The sequence below is a fragment of the Desulfovibrio sp. DV genome, assembly GCF_001936595.1.
Classification (GTDB): domain Bacteria; phylum Desulfobacterota; class Desulfovibrionia; order Desulfovibrionales; family Desulfovibrionaceae; genus Solidesulfovibrio.
Window position 1 is genome coordinate 64,004 of the sequence record NZ_MLBG01000009.1, and the last position, 17,810, is coordinate 81,813.

Here is a 17,810-nt window from a genome sequence, read left to right on the forward strand (position 1 = left end):
CTCATTGCAGCATCCACCTACTTCCTGGAGGTTGAAGGGGCAGGCTCCATGACTGTGGAGCTGGACATGGCCGTCACGTAGACGCCGCCAGGGTTACGAATAATTTGGGCATCAGACGAAGGCGGCTGGATTTGTATAGTCAAGGTCGCTTGGTACGTTTCACTCGCAATTTGTACACCAGAATGGTTCCGCGTTATTTCATCCCATTCAACTCTCCAGGAATCAGTACTCACTTGAGAAGGAACACTTTTGATATAGACTTGGACCAACTTATCCTTGGCACGCTCATAGGGATTGTTTGTCTCGTACCATTGCCTCATTTGTCCCTTCGCTGCCCCAGTAGCTACGAAAGAAAGGCGTTCAAGCATTCGTTTTTGCAAATCGAGATCGGCGGTCACGCTGCGCCAGTTAATGACGAAATCCGAAAGAGTCGCCTGAATGACCCGCGTTGGGGTGACCGATGCGTCCGAGGCGCGTTCGACGGCCGCGATCCTGCCCAACTTGTCGACCTCAACAATGTAGGGGACCACTTTGTGTTGGCTGGCCTGGATTACATTGCCGGCGACAGCCACGGCAGCGACAACAAGGCAGCCGAAAGCAGCCATGCGCCATTGGCGAGCCCGCTGGATGTAGCTGCCGTAACGCTCAAGCCACTCCTCGCGGCCGGACACATAGGGGTCCCCGGCTGGGACGCCTCGACCGAGTGTGTCGGTTGTTGATTTCGGTTTACGAAGCATTCGGCTATTCTCCCTTACTTCCTTTCGTTTTTTAGTATTTTCGTGCTTTCTTCTTTTCTACTTCAATAGATTTATTCGCCTTCCCCTTTGTCACCGCTCGACATCTTGTTCATCTTCATTTCCTTGAGTCGCCTGCCTGCATTTTGGGACATATGTGCAAAATGACCGGCTTTTCGACGATCAAACCGGGAATCCCTATGTGAATCTGCGAGGGTTTTTCCGAACGTGCCCATCTTGCCCATGAATGATCCGTCTGAGGCGTTGGCAGTCTGAGCAGCCTTTTTTACCGCTTGGCTCGCTCCCCACGTACCAGCGGCCCCGCCAATGGCTCCGCCCACAGCGGCAGCCGCGCCGCCGGCTAATGCCGCTCCAGCTTGGCTAAGGGCTGACCCGCTACTTACGTTGGAACCATTAATGACACCGGCAATGGCGTCGGGTAGGCTTTTCACCAAAGCAAACAAAACAACAGAGACGCCTATTACAATAATAATATCTTCTAATTTAGCTTCAGCGAGAGACATGTCCTGAATGAATTGTATACCAAGACCCATAACAAGCTGCATAACAAACAGCTTAAAAGCTACCGACAAAACATATCGCATCACATTAATTGCATATTCTTTAAAAAATGACGCACCACCTAGGCCTAGTAAAATCATGCTCGCATTCATAACTAGAGCGGCTTCACATTTAATCAATACAACTTGTGCTGTCATAAGGGCGAATGTTATTATCACGACCAGAGCACCAATGACATAACCAAGGCTGTCTATGGGATTGCTGAATAAAGCAATTTTATCTATTATAGACTTAGATAAATTGTATCCTGTCACAAGAGGCTGATCTGCATTAACACTACTTGGACCAAGTTCGCTTGCTATATTTTTCAGTCCATTGATTACATTCCAAGACCATTCTTGATAATGATTGATTACGGCAAGGATAAACCCGCAAAACAATAAAGTCATAACAAATTGGCCAAGCACTTCTCCAAGCTGATGTCTGTTAAGAACAGCCTTGACACCAAACATTGAAATCGTTAATATTGCACAAATTCTATACACACTAAGGGCGTACTTCTGGAGTGAATTACTCCACGCAGTAGACTTTTCATAGAAAACTGTAACAATTTTATTGACAACATCTGTCGACACTCCAGATTGTGCAAAAGCGTCACAAGCTGAAGCCATGGAAATAACCAAAACAACAAAGGAGACAATCCACATGAAGCGAATGATCACAGTCGTTCTCGTTCTCATTATAGGCCTTAGCTCCCTTTTCATTCTTCAGGGTTGTGAATCTGAACAGGCCAAGCTTGAAACAGAGCGTACTCGCCTTGAAGTCGAAAAATTAAAACGTGACGCCGAACAAGAGGCGACCCAAAAAGAACTCCGTGAAAAAATTTACAGCACAGATAAATTAAAAAAGGCTGTCTCAAAGCAAGACCCGTTTTAAAAAGGGTCCTGCTTTGAAGTGCAATCTTTAAGCTTACTTGTTGACAATGACTCTTTCCATGCATCCTGACCTGCTTGGCTAATTTTTTCGTCTTTCATTGTTTTTTGAATATTGGCTTGAACAGAGATAGAAAGGAGGGAACGGAGCTTTTGAGCTTCCTGAAGTTGCATCGTTGCAAGCTGATTTCCGGCCTCAAGTGCCTTCATTTGTCCGTCTGGCGTCGTCAAAAGGTCATTGAGCTGGCCCTCCAGTTCAGTGGCCTTTTGTTCGAGGTCTTGGATTTGCATTCCGGATTCTTGAAAAGCCGCCTGCTGCGAGCGATCCACTTCATCGGACCACTTCTTGCGCATCTCATCGAAGGTGCCGGCAGCCGATTCCATCGTCTCCCTGGTGGACTTGGCCAGGTCCCGAATAGTGCCTGTTCCGGCATACGTGCTGCTAAAAATCTGGCTCAGCGCAGAGGCGTCACCTCTTTGCAGGTTCAATGATTGCGACAGAGACGACAGCTTTTGGAATGTCCCAAGTATCTTCGTCCTGATTTTATCTGGGAGACTGACTGTGTTTTTGACCATGTTTTCCAACTGATCTATATTCTTTTGAACAAGCTCAATTTGTTGCTCTGTCTGCTTAATCGCCTCTGTAACTTGCTTGTAGACTTGTTGTAGTTTTTCAAGATTCGTCACTCGCTCAAGCGACTGTGTAAAAGTATCGCTACAGTTTGTACAATGCACAACATATTGAGCGCTTAACGGACTTGAGAAAACGAGAATCGTCAAAAAAGAACAAATACAAGCACTGGATAAAGACGAAATTTTCACAATAGGCTCCTTATGCGGCACGTTTTTGGTTTTGCTCTGCAACCCATACCCGAGGCCAATCGGTGCCGTATTCTCTCTTGAGTTCTTTTATTCTTGAGATGTTTTCCTTGTCGCTAATACCTACAAAAGCGAGTTCTGCTTTTTGCAAGGCTAATTGTATTAGTCTTCTTCCGTATGGCGTAACAACGTAGTAATCACGCTTTGGCGTAGCCGAAGCAATGATTTCTATCTGCTTGTTGTTCAGGCCCATCTGCTGGTACAATTCAGACTGCACTTCCTGGCGTGCCGTGATGTTCGGCAAAAAGACCTTTGTCTGGCAGGATTCCACCAACACATCCAGTATCCCGGAGTTTTTGGCGTCGGAAAGACTTTGCGTGGCCATCACCACGGCGCAATTGGCCTTTCGTAAGACCTTGAGCCATTCGCGGATTTTGGCGCGGAAGACGGGATGCCCGAGCATGAGCCAGGCCTCATCCAGGACCAACAGGACTGGCTGCCCGGTGAGGGCTTTCTCAATCCGGTGGAAGAGGTAGAGCAGCACAGGGATCAGGTTCTTGTCGCCCAGATTCATGAGATCCTCGATCTCGAAAACCATGAAGGGCGAAAGGCCAAGCTGATCGGTCTCGGCATCGAGCAGGTAGCCCATGGCTCCGGCCCGGGTGTAGTGCTGGAGCCCCTCCTTCAGGCGTTGATCCTGGAGCAGGTTCACGAAATCGGTGAGGCTGCGCATCCCGACCGGGCTGGTGCACAGCAGGCTCATGGCCTTGTGGATTTCATTGCGATCCCGAGGAGTGACCGGGGTTCCCTGTAGCTCCAGGAGAGTGCCCACCCACTCTTCGGCCCAGGCCAGTTCGGCGGGATCGTCTATGCGCTGCAATGGGGCAAACGACAGCGCGTCACTGCCGCCGACATCGTAGTGGGTGCCACCCACGGCTTCGCAGAGGGCGAACATCGACATGCCCTTATCAAAGGCGAAAACCTGGGCCTGGTCATACCGGCGGAACTGTGCCGCGATCAGAGCGAGAAGCGTTGATTTGCCTGCGCCGATGGGACCGAAGATCAGCGTGTGCCCGACGTCTCTCACGTGCAGGTTGAACCAAAACGGGGTGGAACCGTCGGTCGTGCACACCATGAGGGCCGGAGACTCAGCCGGATAAAACGGACAAGGACTATTCCGCTCGCCCGCCCAGATGCTGGATAGGGGAAGCAGATCGGCAAGGTTCAAGGTGTTGATGAGGGGCCTGCGGAGATTAGCGAACCAGTTGCCGGGGTGCGTGCCGAGCCAGGCGTCTAGGGCGTTGATGGTTTCGATTCGGCAGCCAAAGCCAAGCGTGAGGATCGCCCGGCGGAGTTCGCGAGCCCAGTCCTGCAGGACGACCTGGTCCTCATGGAGCAGCACAATGCAGGCGCTCAAAAATCCGGCCCCGACATAACCACCCTGGACCTCCATGAGCGCATCGCCAGCGTCATTGACCATGTTGGACGCGTCCATGTTCGGGCGCGCGTTGGGCAAGTTGAAGTATTTGTCGATGAACCGAAAAACGTTTTGCTCCCACCCCTTCCTGTACGATGTGATCTCTTTTTGAGCGTCCAACTGATCCAGGCAGATGAACCGGGAAGAAAACCGATACTGGAGCTGCAAGCCGTCCAGGACCGAAAGCATGGCCGGCCAACTCTCCTGAGGCAGGCCGTCAATGCTGATGACCGCGATGTGCTGGTCGCCGATCCGGGGCGTCAAACCGCCGATCAGCTCCTCACAGCCGAGAAGAGCGTCCAGGTACATGGGCGTATCCGGAATCTGGACGGGCTGCTCAATGCCCGTCAGGCACAGCTGGAGATGAGATAGCAGCTCGCTGTAGCGCGCCGAGGAGCCGCTTTCGTCCACTTCGGTATAGTCCGCGAGCCGTTTCAGGTGCAGGACCGCCGAAAGGGCATCCTCGAACTCAAGCAGGGTATTCTGAAAGAGTTCCAGGCTGCGCTCCAAAGCGGTGGAGCTGCCGCCGCCGGTCTTGGCGGCGGCAGTCATCTTTTCAGCGCCGAAGTTCGGCTTGAAACTCAGGATGACGACGGTCTTTGTTCGATAGCAAACGCCGCCGCTGAAAAAGTCACGGCGCTCGTCATCGATGAGCTGCGAGACGGGGTCGGGAAAGTGGCTGTCCTCTGGCCGGGAATAGGCATGGTGGATGCTGCGCACCGCATCCACATGCAGCATCCAGCCGGAGCCCAGGAGTTTCACCGCGTTGTTGAACTGGGCGGAAACAAAGGCCAATTCGTCGGCGGTACTGGATGCTGTGTCCTGCCCATGCGCGACAAATCCCGCCAGAAACGTCCCGTCTTTGCAAAGCACGATGCCCGGGGCAATGAGGGCCGCATAGGGCAACAGGTCAGAGACGCCACGTGCGCGGGAGCGGAACTTGCGCAGATTGAGCATCAGTTTCTCCTCCAAATGCTGGCTTTAGCAGGGTAGTAGAGCTGTTGTTTGATATGGCGCATCCAGACCTTGCTCATGATCGGGTCAGCCTTGGCCATCCTCCTGGCGACAAGAAGCCCCCCTCCATAAAACAGCACCGCCGCAAGTCCTGAAATCCAGGTCATGCCACCTACGCCGACAAGCATGGCAAACAGGCAGATGCATAGTGCGATTTCCCGTTCAGCACCCATCACGTGATTGTGTCGGTGCAAAGACTGATGGATAGGGAGCGTTCTCATGTTAGATTATCGCGCCGCTGAAGGAGAAAACGGATTCAACGATGTTCGTTGCGAAGGCTATGAAAGAAATGCCGAAAACAACGGACAGAAGAAGCTTAAAGCCGCCGGAGATGTCCTCCTTGTTGAAAATGTAAACCGCGCCACAGATAGCCATGGCGGTAATGGAAATCCACTTTCCGGCGGAACCGGTGATCGTTTGCACCACTTTTTCCAGAGGCGACGAGAATTCGGAAATGCCGCCGGAAGCCAGGGCATCCGAACAGGTCATCAAAACAAAAGCCGCAGCCAAAACGAAACAAACATCCTTCTTACGCATCGCAATCTCCTTTGATATATTCTTGATACCACTTACCTTGATCCAAGCTCATATTGCTCTTGAAGACGTATTCAAGATTATATGTATGGCTTGAAGAGTCATAACCATGAACGAAAGCGACTTCTGAGATTTGCCGACCCTCGGGAGTCTTGCGAATGAAGACGATCACGTTGATGGCTCGGCTGATCAGCCGGTGCATCGGAGCGGTCAGGCGTTCGGCGACCAGGTCTTCCAGGCGGCCGAGGGCGTCTAAGGCGCTGTCGGCGTGCAGCGTGGCGATGCCGCCAGGGTGGCCGGTGTTCCAGGCTTTGAGGAGATCGAGCGCAGCGCCGTCGCGGACCTCGCCAACGAGGATTCGGTCGGGCCGGTAGCGCATGGTGATCTTGGTCAGGCGCTGCATGTCCATGGTGTCACAGGTCCGGAACATCACCCGGTTTGGGCTGGACACCTGGAGTTCGCAGGTATCCTCCATAGCAACAATTCGGTCATCAGGGCACAGGCGAGAGAGCGCCTCGATCATGGCATTGACGAGAGTAGTTTTCCCGGAGCCAGTCCCGCCAACCACAAGGATGTTGCACTTGCGCAGGATCGCCTGATGTAAAAAAGGCAGGAGGCTCGGAGGGAGGATGCCCTTTTCGACATAGTTTTCGAGGGTGAAAATCGTGCTGGGCTTTTTGCGGATCGTAAATGACGGTCCAGGGACGATCGGGAAGTCGGTCCCTTCGAAGCGGCTCCCGTCGATAGGGAACTCGCCCTCTACCACGGGCTGCTCCCGGGTGATGGTTGTCCCGAGGGAGGAGGCGACAAGGGAGACAACCTGGCGACCCTGCTCAGGCGAAAGGTTGCCCACCTGGCGCATGGGTTCCCCAAAGCGTTCCAGCCACAGGAGGCCACACGGGTTGAGCATAATCTCCAGGACGTCGGGAGCCTGGAGAGCGCCGAGGACCATGCTGCCCATGGCTTGCTCCAGACTGCGGATCAGACGGGGGTCACTCATTGAAGGACTCCCGGGGAGATAACCGTATGTGATCCCATCGAAGCCTTGACGGACCACAACCTGGCACGTATTTGAAAATGCTTATGAAAACACACATTCACTCCAGTGATGATTTGTTGGTTGTCAGCTTTGTCGCTACTATTCTGACCATCAAAACCGCTCCCGTGGGCTTGGCATTTCGTTTCGTCACGGAGGCCAAAAAAGAAGCTGTTATCCATGTGTTTCTCGGGACACTTGAAAAGCAGATGGAATTATTCTTAACATTCAAAGAAAAAAGAGTGCGCTCCGTTACAGACGCTGAACTCCCAGAAAAAAAAGCAAATATCGCTATCAGCTCTTTGGTGTTTGGCAAATTCTTGCCAGAGCCCAAAAACTCCGATTTAAATTGCACCGACTCTAGATCAGTTATAAACATTGCATACACTGAACTGCCCGATGGAATTACAATGCTTGTGACACACAAGGACAAAAGCTCACGATCATTTATTATCAGCGATTACCTTGTCTTTAAGATGCTCGATTGTGTCGAACGATTTTTCGCAATTGCCAGAACTCCGTATATTGGAGAAGACAGCATCCTTCATTAGCTGTCCATCACCCCCTCTTAGTTCGCCAAAAACCAGGGGGAAACGATCTTTTTGAAGGCATTCTTCAACCACTGCAATGTATTTTAATTTCGCATCACTCATCATGTGTCTCCCAAGCTAAATTTAACAATAGCAGTTTATCTTCTTCAAAGCTGACGCCAATCATCGCAATGCTCCACCGACAAAAACCGCCACGTTGAGCAGCGCCGAAATGGCTGTGATCGCTGCCAGCCATTTCATGTTCCCCTGGCACACGTTCACCGCAGCCGAATGCTTCCGGCAGGTCTCTTGGATGACGCCGACACCAGAGGCGGCCTCCGCCGCGACCCGGGCCACTTCCAGGTATTCATGCGCTTGATCCACGAGGAAGGCGGTCAGGGCCTCGTTATGACGGTCGAGCAGCTTGTCGTATTCGCCTAAAAAAGCGTTGTTGATGGTCACCAGCATGAGCATGGGGTCGTCATCGCTCATGGTGGTTTTGTGCGCCTGGATCAGCAGGGTCCGCACCTGGTCGAAGCTCAGGCCGATGCCGTCCGGCATTGCCTGGCCCGGGGCCTCATCGCGGGTTTCTGATTCGGGAGCCATTACGCCGCCACCCCCAGGAGGAGGTTGGCCCGGTCCATGATGGCCACCACGTCATCCCAGTATTTGCTGAGCCGACGCCGGACCATGATGGGCTGCGAGGAATTAATGGCCGCGTCGAACGACAGACGCCGGGCCAAGTGGTCGGAGAGGTCTTTGCCGAAGGTAGCCGTGTTGCGGTGGGGCAGCTCGATCACGGAGTGGAACTGGCTGCCATACTCCTTGTAGACCTTGAAGTCGTAGAAGGTCAGGCCGTCCAGAGCGATCTCGCCATCCTTGGGATTGAGCCAGACAGCCAGATGGGCCTCGGGGAAGTACTTGGCCAGAGCAGCCAGACCGTTGACCGTGTCCATGATCCCCTGGCCACCGGTCACCACGGAATGCAGCATGACGGTGTGCCCCTCGGCCTGAAGCAGATTGATGGCCTCGTTTTCGAGGAGGTAGGAGCAAAGGGGAATGAAGCTCGATGCGCCGTTGTCGATGACGAGATGGGCGTCCTCAGGCAGCCCCAGGGCGGTTTCCATCAAGCTGTCGAACATGCGCGGATCGACGTTGTTCTCTCGCAAGATGGGCAAGATGCTGACATCGAATTCTTTGTAACCGGCAAGAGTGTTGTTGACGGGATCGGTGTCGATGGCATCGACCGCGCAACCCTTCAGTTTGAGATACTGCACGAGCAGGCTGGCGATGAATGATTTCCCAACACCGCCTTTTCCTTGCAAAACAAAATGAATTGTCGCCATTGAAAAGCCTCCTAGAGAAAACTAAATCTTATAAACCTTGTCACTCAAATTACAAAAAATATGACGGAATATGCCAAGCAGTGCCGCATTAAGAGCTTTATCAAGAGAATGCTGCCTTATTTCACTAAATGATTTAATATTACACTTCGTGCATATGAATGATATGATGTTTTCACTACTTTCACCTATACACTTTTCCCAGAATAATAAAATTCCATTAAACGCAGCTTGCTGTTCTTTAGTTAACTCAACACCAGATTTATTTCTTATTTTGAACAATGAGCACCAAATAAAATTATAAATGTACACAGTGTCTTCTTCTTGTATTTCTTGCAAATTATTGACCTGAAGAACTGTGCATAGTTGCTTTACAGCTTCATCAAATTCTAGATTATCAATCTTACACCAATAATTTAGCCATCCAATAATGCCTTTAAGCTTTTCATCATCAATCGACTCCCATTGCTTGAATTGAAACTGTTGCTTATTCTCTTCGTTAGCTGCATCTAATTCTTGTTGAGTATTGCTTTTTAATTGATGCAGAATATTCTTTTCCATGGCGTTAAACGCTTCGATATAACGAATTTTCCAGGCCAATGCTTTGGAGCCAGTAAACCCCATGATGACGAGCGCAAAGGCATCACGAGTCAGGTCAAAAGCAGGCAGGGTCCGGACCCCACCATTAGGTTGAGCGACCTCAACGGATGTCTCCGCAAAATTGCGGGCACAAAAATCTTCAGGCAACCCCCCAGAAATATTTCTGATCGCCTTCAAAACATCGTCATGCCGTTTGCGGAAATGTTCGGCCACCTTCAGGCTGGAAACGACAGGCATCCCGTCCACGAGGGCAATCTCAACCTCACCCTTGTCCCGAGAGCTTTTTCCCGTCCTGACGTCTGTGGCCATCTAGTCATCATCCCCTGTTATATTGTTTGACGGAATTGCAAATGTTTGCACATTGGTCTTCACGACAACATTTCTTGGGCCTTGTATTTCTTTTTTAGGAAGGATTACCTCTTCAGTGTGCCTTGGAGATTCTATTTCAGTCTTCTCTGAAGACTCATCAACAAGCACTGATGTATCTCGTGTTTTTGAAGGCCGAGATATATTAGCACGTGATTTAGGAATCAAATCATACAGCGCTCTCAAAAAGTCCTGTATGAATACGATTCGCCAATCAATTTATTTGATATTAGCCCATAATAAATCGCTTCAGCATTAAACTGATCATCAAGCCATTTCTCTATGATCGCTCTGTTCGCAATAACATCAATGCGTGCAACACCACGACGCCGCACATATTTCTTGGGATTTTGAATTTTGCCTTTGCTGGAAGACATGGAGCCACCTGCTAAAGTTGTTTGTTGCCGCGCGCGCGATTTGCAAAAGAGTTTCCTGGGCAGGCAACTGACCCTGGGAATACAGATAACGCCACGTGCCTCGCACGTGGGAAAGCTGGGCTTCGGTCAGTTCCCCTGGCCAGACACCCAAAACGGCATCGAGCTGCTGCCAAACTCCAGCAGGGACAGGCGAACAGGCAGCGTTCGAGGTGGCTGCCTCGCCTTTTCCTCCTTGGAGTCCAACAGTCTTTGACCCGATCTTGGCCGAGGCTGATTCGTCAGGAGTGGAGAGGACTTTCGATTCGGAAAGAGCCGGTTGAACCGGGGCTGCATCTTCCCAGCGTCGCCCCTTGAGCCAAGTCACCAGAAAGGGGACAAATCCCCGTTTCCACCTGGGATTTTGGGCTATGTGCGCCCTGACGGCAGCCAGGATGTTATCGAGGGTGGGCAAGCTGCGAAGCCGCCACAAGCGCATCCACCAACGCAGAGCCGCCTTGCGGGCTTCCTGGACGGGCCAGACGGCCCACACGCGATCAAAGGCCGCGATCGCCTCCGGCTTCCAGGCAGTGGAGCGAGCGGACCGCGCCCCCTCCTCCCCCTGTTGGGGGGTAAGGGGGGTATTCTTTTCTTCTTTCTTAAATACGGGCGCAGTTTTTGCGCAGCCCCCTTGCGCAATTATTGCGGGGGTGTCGCAGGAAGCGGCCTGGGCTTCTGTATGGGCCGGGGAGTTATTTGCTGCGCAGCGGCGCAGGGCGGCCACGACCACCGGATGCGGCAGGAGGCGATAGGTATTGGTCTCGCCGTCATGCCCGCCAAGGATGACGATAAATCCTAAGCGGGCCAGCTCTTTGAGGTACTTTTGAATTGTGCGGATGCTGACACCGAGGCGTTCCGCCAGATACTTTTGTGATGGCCAGCAGTGATCCGATTTCCCTGACAACTGGGCCAACACGCCATACGCGCATCTGGCCCCCAGGGAGATCTCTTGCTTTTCGAGGTTTTCAAAAAAACTTGGAACGACAAGTCCCTTTGTCAGAATAATTCCGCAAACTTCCATGATTTCATGACCTTACAAGGGACACGAAAAAGGCAATAACATAGCAGCGCAACCTTGACGGTGCGTTCCCCTTAGGGTAGTAGTATTGCCATTCAGACCTTACTGGTCGGTGGCAACACCGAGCTGGTATTGAAACCCGCTGTTGGCGCAGCGGGTTTCGCCTTTTTCGGCCTACTGGTTTACGCCAACGGCGATTCTCCGTGGACAAGGTTGAAGAGCGGCTGGCTCATCAGGGGCGGGACACCACGCCCGACCGACCGCCCCGAAGGGCGGTTTCGCCTTGTGAAGGTTTCATACTTCGTCTTATCCCACTTCAACTCATAAGGAGACGTTACGATGCCCGCTAAACTCGTGAACTGCGTTGTCTGTGGACACGATGTCGCAACCGATGCGAAGGAATGTGTCAACTGCAAAACAACCGACCCCACAGGGAAACAAGCACTACATCGCAAATTTCGCAGACTATTTGGCATAATATTATTGATCATTGCTGGATTTTACATCTGGTTCGAAGCTCTTCCTGAGCTTCAACAATATGGCTTCTTCAATCACCTTGGACAACGCAAGTAATTCAGCATCAAGCTTTTTACGCATCACCCAGTATGCCCATAATGACCAAAATATTTTCCAGTAATTTTCATCATGATTTGGAGAATGGAGGGTAAATGCTATTTTATACTCTCCTGTACCATCGCAATCTTCACGAAAACTTCCCTCTACTGTCCAAAAATTACAACGCCAAGATTCTCCTAGAGAATCAGCATTCCTAAGGCGCTGTTCAATAGCCGCTGCAACTTCCACAGGCGCTTCAAAATATACATATGGCCTACCGTTACAAATGTGGCCATGACATGACGCAATAGTTCGAACAGCACCAGTTCCATTCATTTTATTGACCAATGGAGCTATAGCTGAATCAAGCGAATCATATGACCGCTTCTTCCAAAACCAGGGGACCAGGTTACGAAACATCATCTTTTCCGATGAAGACGCTTGGTCTTTCTCGGGTTTCGAAGGTTCTTGGGACGGGAAGCGGCCGGGCCAATGGGAAGCAGGACAAAGGTGATCCGGCCATCAAAATGCCAGGTCACCGAGATCAGCTTCTTATCCTCCAGCTCTCGCAGGTGGGCCTTTAACCCCTGGACGGACTGTCCACACTCCCGGGCAAGACTTTCCACCGTGCTGGTGTAGGGCTTGGCATTAGTCAGTATCCAAGCGTTGTGCTCATCAATGCTGCTTCGCGACTCGTCACGACGGGTATGCGCCAAGCTGGCCAGCATACGGCCTCCTGAAGGCCCCTCTGAGATTTCACGATCTCGGAGCGGCCTTTGCATGGTTTGCTTTATGGATGATTGAACGAGGGGAGCCATGTTAGCGTGGCTGACGCCCGCACCTGGCGCGCCAATGGGCGCGCCGAGATCGGCTGGGACCTGGCCGAAGCAAGGCAAGGCGGAAATACCCTCCGCGAGCTTGCCGGACGACTTGGCCAAAATCCCGGCCGTCCCGCCCTTGCGGGACGGCCATAGCGAGGGGTGGGGTTCAACAACAAAAAAACCCGTGACGTGCAGCAGCACAGCCACGGGCCGGAGGGACATGTCGAAAGAGCGGGAAGAAAAAAGGAAAGGCGTCAAGACCCCGCTATCGCGGGTGCTTGACGCCTTGAATTTGCTTGGCGTCCCCAAGGGGATTTGAACCCCTGTTACCGGCGTGAAAGGCCGATGTCCTGGACCAGGCTAGACGATGGGGACGTTGTCAATTCTTGGCTGGGGGACTAGGATTCGAACCTAGGTTGGTGGAGTCAGAGTCCACAGTCCTGCCGCTAGACGATCCCCCAGCAACCAAGAAAGCGCAGCCTATGCTCTCATCCCGTCACTGTCAAGAACTTTCTCAAACTTTTTCAGCCAGACCACTAGGCCTTGGCCAGACGACGCGTACGCTTCTTCAGCTTGTTGATCTGGCGACGCAGAATTTCCTTCTGCTTGCGGGAACCATCGCCAGCCACATCCGTGCGCTTCGTGCGAAGCGCGCGCATCTTCTGCTTCATCGACAAAATCTTCGTCTTGTACGGAGACGTCTTCACTCCGTCCTCGCCGCCCATGCCAAGCGCTGCCTTGATCTGCACCAGAAGCTCGTCCTTGCCCAGGCCCGAAGCGCCCGTCACCTGCGGAACCTGCTTGAGCACCAGCTCACGCAATTCCTTGGCCGTCATCTTGTCCAAGGGCTTCTTCAGATCAAGTTGCATCCCGTCGCTCATATTCGCCTCCAAAAAAATTTATCCCACCATTGTGGTCTGCCTAGCCCGCCTTCGTGCGGCGTCCCCGGCGACGTGCGCCGGACGGACCTGGCCCGGAATCGAAATACGCAACATACTTGGCGTAACAGCGACCGACCGGCGAGTTCGGATCAAGCACTCCCGTCAGCCCGCCAAGCCGGTCCGGCCGTGTCTCTGCGGGCGTGGAAAAACGCGGCGGGATCGCCCGCAACGCATCCAAAGGAACCCGGCCTCCTAGCAGATCAAACCGCACTCTGTCAAAGGCTTCGTTCCCCAAAGCGGCATTGACCAGCGATAAAATTTCCGGAGCCGCGAAAAGCATCTCCTGGAGCGCCACCGGATCGTCCGCCCCAAGATACAGGTCGCGACGCTTATGTCCCAGCGGACGCAGCAGTTCTGCCGTCTCGGGCCCGACGATCTCGGACCAGCGGCGGCAGACCTCCACGAAATTGCGCCGGGCCGACGCTTCCTGGGCGGCCATGAACCGCTCGACGCTTTCCGACAGGCGGCGCAACATATTTTGTCCTTGTCCGGCGACGGCCCGCCCTGTCAGAGCGGGCCGTTGCCAGCCGCAGCGGTCTTTAGATCTTAAGCGCCGTGCGCAGGTCGCCGGCCGCATCGGTCACTTCCCAGGTGAACCCGGGCAGTTCGCGGCCGAAATGGCCGTAGCACGAGGTCGGCGTGTAGATCGGGCGCTTGAGGTCCAGACGCTTGGAGATGTAGTAGGGGCGCAGGTCAAAGACCTGGCGCACGGCCTTGGTCAGCACCTCGTCGGGAATGTCGCTCGAACCCATGGAGGTCACCAGCACCGACAGCGGCTCGGCCACGCCGATGCAATAGGCGATCTGGACTTCGCAACGCGAGCACGCGCCGCTGGCCACCATGTTCTTGGCCACATACCGGGCCATGTACGCGCCGGAACGGTCCACCTTGGATGGGTCCTTGCCGGAGAACGCGCCGCCGCCATGGTTGCCCATGCCGCCGTAGGTGTCCTGGATGATCTTGCGGCCGGTCAGGCCGCAGTCGCCCATGGGGCCGCCGATGACGAACCGGCCGGTGGTGTTGATGTAGATCTTGGTGTTCTTGTCCACCATCGACTCGGGCAGGGTGTGGAAGATGACTTCCTTTTTCACCGCTTCGCACAGGTCGTCGTGGGAGATGGCTTCAGAATGTTGGCAGGCCACCACCACGTTGTCGATGCGCACGGGCTTGCCGTCCACATACTCCACCGCCACCTGGGTCTTGCCGTCGGGGCGCAGGAAATCGAGCACATTGGTCTTGCGCACCTCGGACAGACGCCGCGACAGCTTATGCGCCCAGTAAATGGGAGCGGGCATGAGCGTCTCGGTCTCGTCACAGGCAAACCCGAACATCATGCCCTGGTCGCCGGCGCCCTGCTCTTCAGGCTTCACCCGGGAAACGCCCTGGGCGATGTCCACGGACTGCTTGCCCACCGAGGAAATGACGCCGCAGGTTTCCCAGTCAAAACCCATGGTCGAGCTGTTGTAGCCGATCTCTTTGAGCGTCTCGCGGACGATGGACGGGAAGTCGGCATAGGCATTGGTGGTGATTTCGCCGGCAATGAAGGCCAGACCGGTGGTGACCAGGGTCTCGCAGGCCACATGCGCGTCCGGATCCTGGGCCAGGATGGCATCCAGGATGCCGTCGGAAATCTGGTCGGCAACCTTGTCAGGATGCCCTTCGGTCACGGATTCGGAGCTGAAAAGGTACCGGCCCTTGGCATTGATCATACAGGATATCCTCCTTGAGCCGGCCGCTTGCCTGTGGCGGCGCCTAGCTCAATATGCAAAATATGTACATCATCGTATTCAGAAATTTGCCCTACTACCCCGTCACCGCAAAAAAGGCAAGATGGGGCGCATGACGTTACCGTGACGCCACCGGCATGTCTACATACCGGTTGTCGATAAGCCGGACCGCAGAAAATTTCACTGCCGCCGCGAAAAGTACCGGCCCGGCAATGGTCGCGACCGGTTCTATGGTGGCCGGATCAACGCACTCCAAATAATCCACAACACCGGACGGCATGTCCGCTGCATACCGCGCCCGGACTTCAGCCACAATGCATTCGGCGTCGCGCTCGCCGCGCTGCACCAGTTCCCCGGCCAAAGCCAGCCCCCGGCTGATGCCCACGGCCTCGGTCCGCTCAGCCGGCGTCAGGCGCACATTGCGCGAGGACAGGGCCAACCCGTCGGCCTCACGGACAATGGGCGCGCCGACAATCTCCACGCCAAAGCCCAGGTCGGCATTCATGCGCCGAATTATAGCCAGCTGCTGCCAGTCCTTCTGGCCAAACACCGCCAGTGTCGGGCGAACCAGCAGAAACAACTTGGAAACCACCGTGCACACGCCCCGGAAATGGGTCGGCCGCGACGCGCCGCACAGATGCCGGGCCAGCCGCGGCACCTCCACCCAGGTGGCGGCCTCAGGCGCATACATGGCCTCGGGCCGGGGCGCAAACAACACATCCACCCCCACCCTCTCGGCCAACGCGACGTCGTGCTCAAGATCGCGCGGATAGGCGTCCAGATCCTCGCCCGGACCGAACTGCGTCGGATTGACGAACACACTGGCCACAACCACCTCGGTCCGCTCCCGGGCCAGGGCCATGAGGCTGGCATGGCCGGCGTGCAAAGAGCCCATGGTGGGCGCAAAACCCACCGACCGACCAGCCCGCATCCACTCCCTGGCCCGCTCGCCAAGGACCGACGGTTCCGTGATGATTTCCAAAAAAAGCCTCCTTCTCGGTTCCAGCGTCATCTAATACTGCGCTCCCGGACTGTAAAGCCGGCCATGACAATTGCGCCCCATGGGCGTACGCTGTCGCCCAATTCCACCCCCCAAGGAGCCGCCCATGCCCGCTTTCCGACTGCCAGCCGCCACCCTCGCCGCAGTGCTGTGCCTGCTGCCAAGCCTCGCCCTCGCCGCCAAACCCGCGCCGGCCGACGCCACCGAAAAGCCGCCCGTCCTGTCGGCCACAAGCCTCCTGCCCGATGGCGTGCTCGTCGGTCCCAACCACAGCGTGGATGAGAAGGTCGACAACGACGGCTATATCAATACCTACACCCTGCACTCGCCCAAAGGCGACCTGCGCGTGGAATCCACCGCCCTGCTCTATACCCGCATCCAGGAGCTGAACGCCGCCGCCGCCATGGCCCAGGTCAACGTGGGCGCGGAAATGGGCAAATCCGTGGCCAAATCCGCGGCCGGAGCCGTCACCGGCGCATTCAACCTGATCGTCCACCCGTCCGACAGCCTCTCAAGCGTGGGCAAATCCTTCTCCCGCGCCCAGGCCAGCGCCAAAAGCGACCGGCCCAAAAGCGACGACGGCACCGTTGCCGAACTGCTCGGCTACAACAAGGCCAAACGCGACTACGCCAAAGCCTTCAACGTCAACCCCTACTCCGCCAACCCCATCCTCCAGGCCGGCCTCAAACGCCTGGCCGGAGCCGGCTTCTTCGGCTCCTTTGCCGCCACGGCCGCCATCCCCGGCGGCGCCGCCCTGGCCGTCTTCAACAATGCCAGAATCACCCCCCAAAGCGCCGTGGACGTGTCCATCCCCCCCGAAGACCTCTTCGCCTCCAACCGCGAACGGCTCAAAGCCATGGGGGCCAATACCGAACAGGCCGACCTGTTCGTCGACAACGCCCACTTCGATCCCATCACCCAGACCCGGCTCGTCCTGGCCCTCGACAGCATGACAGGCGTGGCCGGCCGCCCCAATTTCATCAAATTCTCCATCCTCACCGATAACGACGACCTGGCCTTTTTCCGCACCCGCATGGCCGAACTCTATGCCAACTTAAACGCCACCACCGACCCCATCAAAAGCTTCATCTACGCCGGCAAATTCCTCGTGGGCACAACAGCCAATAACGGCGTCATCGCCGCCTTCCCCCTCGATTACCTGGCCTGGACACCCACCGTGGCCGATATCGCCCAGGTCCTCGGCGACGCCGCCAAAGCCCAGGGTGCGAAAACCAAAAAGCTCGTCGTCACCGGCGAAGTCAGCCCCCTGGCCGCAAAAAATCTCAAGAAAGCCGGCTGGACCGTCGTGCAACTGCGCGAAGGCCTGCGCGGTCAGTAAATCTGGGGCGCTGCCCCAGACCCCGCTGGGGCGCTGCCCCAGACCCCGCCGGGACGCTGTCCCGGACCCTGCCGGGGGGGGATCATCCC

Annotated in this window: 20 protein-coding genes, 2 tRNA genes and 1 other RNA gene; 3 read left to right on the top strand and 20 right to left on the bottom strand. The window is 54.9% G+C overall.

Annotation, left to right across the window (positions count from 1 at the left end; genetic code table 11):
* Positions 1 to 17: 17 nt before the first annotated feature.
* Positions 18 to 737, bottom strand: coding sequence for a type IV secretion system protein (locus DVDV_RS04150; RefSeq protein ID WP_075353446.1), 720 nt, complete (start codon positions 735 to 737; stop codon positions 18 to 20).
* Positions 738 to 808: 71 nt separating this feature from the next.
* Complete coding sequence (trbL, locus tag DVDV_RS04155; protein ID WP_075353447.1) at positions 809 to 1,978, bottom strand: P-type conjugative transfer protein TrbL; 1,170 nt, start codon at positions 1,976 to 1,978, stop codon at positions 809 to 811.
* Between trbL and DVDV_RS22665 the strand changes: the two genes are divergently transcribed.
* Positions 1,962 to 2,192: a hypothetical protein gene (locus DVDV_RS22665; RefSeq protein WP_075353448.1), complete on the top strand. Its 231-nt coding sequence runs from the start codon at positions 1,962 to 1,964 to the stop codon at positions 2,190 to 2,192. The genes trbL and DVDV_RS22665 overlap by 17 nt on opposite strands.
* Here DVDV_RS22665 and trbJ read toward each other — a convergent pair.
* Genes trbJ through trbB form a run of 5 tightly spaced genes read right to left on the bottom strand, consistent with a single transcriptional unit; the run spans position 2,189 to position 7,032 of the window.
* A complete protein-coding gene (trbJ, locus tag DVDV_RS04165; RefSeq protein ID WP_175577060.1) occupies positions 2,189 to 3,010 on the bottom strand; it encodes a P-type conjugative transfer protein TrbJ in 822 nt (273 codons plus the stop codon). The two genes, DVDV_RS22665 and trbJ, sit on opposite strands and share 4 nt — an antisense overlap.
* Positions 3,011 to 3,020: 10 nt before the next feature.
* Entirely contained in the window at positions 3,021 to 5,441 is a 2,421-nt protein-coding gene (locus DVDV_RS04170; protein WP_075353449.1) for a conjugal transfer protein TrbE, read from the bottom strand.
* Positions 5,441 to 5,719 (bottom strand): conjugal transfer protein TrbD, encoded by a 279-nt coding sequence (gene trbD, locus DVDV_RS04175; protein WP_075353450.1) that lies wholly within the window; start codon positions 5,717 to 5,719, stop codon positions 5,441 to 5,443. The genes DVDV_RS04170 and trbD overlap by 1 nt, the downstream gene beginning before the upstream one ends.
* Before the next feature lies 1 nt (position 5,720).
* The gene (locus DVDV_RS04180) at positions 5,721 to 6,035 is read right to left on the bottom strand and encodes a TrbC/VirB2 family protein (protein WP_075353451.1); all 315 of its coding nucleotides are present in this window, start codon (positions 6,033 to 6,035) and stop codon (positions 5,721 to 5,723) included.
* Positions 6,028 to 7,032 (bottom strand): P-type conjugative transfer ATPase TrbB, encoded by a 1,005-nt coding sequence (trbB, locus tag DVDV_RS04185; RefSeq protein WP_075353452.1) that lies wholly within the window; start codon positions 7,030 to 7,032, stop codon positions 6,028 to 6,030. Before trbB ends, DVDV_RS04180 begins: the two co-directional genes overlap by 8 nt.
* An 83-nt stretch (positions 7,033 to 7,115) precedes the next feature.
* Here trbB and DVDV_RS04190 point away from each other — a divergent pair, with 83 nt between their 5' ends.
* A complete protein-coding gene (locus DVDV_RS04190; protein ID WP_139311519.1) occupies positions 7,116 to 7,619 on the top strand; it encodes a hypothetical protein in 504 nt (167 codons plus the stop codon).
* A 162-nt stretch (positions 7,620 to 7,781) separates the two neighbouring features.
* Here the strand turns inward: DVDV_RS04190 and DVDV_RS04195 are convergent, their stop codons facing one another.
* The 13 genes from DVDV_RS04195 to panC all read right to left on the bottom strand — a co-directional run bounded on the left by DVDV_RS04195 (position 7,782) and on the right by panC (position 16,364).
* Positions 7,782 to 8,204: a hypothetical protein gene (locus DVDV_RS04195; protein WP_075353454.1), complete on the bottom strand. Its 423-nt coding sequence runs from the start codon at positions 8,202 to 8,204 to the stop codon at positions 7,782 to 7,784.
* A complete protein-coding gene (locus DVDV_RS04200; protein WP_075353455.1) occupies positions 8,204 to 8,944 on the bottom strand; it encodes a conjugal transfer protein TraL in 741 nt (246 codons plus the stop codon). The genes DVDV_RS04195 and DVDV_RS04200 overlap by 1 nt, the downstream gene beginning before the upstream one ends.
* 21 nt (positions 8,945 to 8,965) lie before the next feature.
* Positions 8,966 to 9,850: a Rha family transcriptional regulator gene (locus tag DVDV_RS04205; protein ID WP_075353456.1), complete on the bottom strand. Its 885-nt coding sequence runs from the start codon at positions 9,848 to 9,850 to the stop codon at positions 8,966 to 8,968.
* A 363-nt stretch (positions 9,851 to 10,213) separates the two neighbouring features.
* Positions 10,214 to 11,341, bottom strand: a complete 1,128-nt coding sequence (locus tag DVDV_RS04210; protein WP_075353457.1) for a helix-turn-helix domain-containing protein — start codon at positions 11,339 to 11,341, stop codon at positions 10,214 to 10,216.
* 215 nt (positions 11,342 to 11,556) lie between these two features.
* An RNA gene (locus tag DVDV_RS04215) (hammerhead ribozyme type II) lies at positions 11,557 to 11,622 on the bottom strand.
* 196 nt (positions 11,623 to 11,818) lie between these two features.
* Positions 11,819 to 12,316, bottom strand: coding sequence for a hypothetical protein (locus DVDV_RS22105; protein WP_139311520.1), 498 nt, complete (start codon positions 12,314 to 12,316; stop codon positions 11,819 to 11,821).
* Positions 12,313 to 12,621 carry a hypothetical protein gene (locus DVDV_RS04225; RefSeq protein ID WP_075353459.1) on the bottom strand — a complete coding sequence of 103 codons (309 nt, stop codon included), beginning with the start codon at positions 12,619 to 12,621 and terminating at the stop codon, positions 12,313 to 12,315. The genes DVDV_RS22105 and DVDV_RS04225 overlap by 4 nt, the downstream gene beginning before the upstream one ends.
* Before the next feature lie 390 nt (positions 12,622 to 13,011).
* Positions 13,012 to 13,089: transfer RNA gene (locus DVDV_RS04235), tRNA-Glu, on the bottom strand.
* 12 nt (positions 13,090 to 13,101) lie between these two features.
* A tRNA-Gln gene (locus DVDV_RS04240) sits at positions 13,102 to 13,175 on the bottom strand.
* 75 nt (positions 13,176 to 13,250) lie between these two features.
* Positions 13,251 to 13,595 (bottom strand): hypothetical protein, encoded by a 345-nt coding sequence (locus tag DVDV_RS04245; protein ID WP_075353461.1) that lies wholly within the window; start codon positions 13,593 to 13,595, stop codon positions 13,251 to 13,253.
* Between the two features lie 40 nt (positions 13,596 to 13,635).
* Positions 13,636 to 14,130, bottom strand: coding sequence for a DUF721 domain-containing protein (locus DVDV_RS04250; protein WP_075353462.1), 495 nt, complete (start codon positions 14,128 to 14,130; stop codon positions 13,636 to 13,638).
* 64 nt (positions 14,131 to 14,194) lie between these two features.
* Positions 14,195 to 15,364 (bottom strand): methionine adenosyltransferase, encoded by a 1,170-nt coding sequence (metK, locus tag DVDV_RS04255; protein ID WP_075353463.1) that lies wholly within the window; start codon positions 15,362 to 15,364, stop codon positions 14,195 to 14,197.
* A 136-nt stretch (positions 15,365 to 15,500) separates the two neighbouring features.
* Positions 15,501 to 16,364 carry a pantoate--beta-alanine ligase gene (gene panC / locus DVDV_RS04260; protein ID WP_075353464.1) on the bottom strand — a complete coding sequence of 288 codons (864 nt, stop codon included), beginning with the start codon at positions 16,362 to 16,364 and terminating at the stop codon, positions 15,501 to 15,503.
* Between the two features lie 124 nt (positions 16,365 to 16,488).
* Between panC and DVDV_RS04265 the strand changes: the two genes are divergently transcribed.
* Positions 16,489 to 17,721, top strand: coding sequence for a hypothetical protein (locus DVDV_RS04265; RefSeq protein ID WP_075353465.1), 1,233 nt, complete (start codon positions 16,489 to 16,491; stop codon positions 17,719 to 17,721).
* Positions 17,722 to 17,810: the final 89 nt, after the last annotated feature.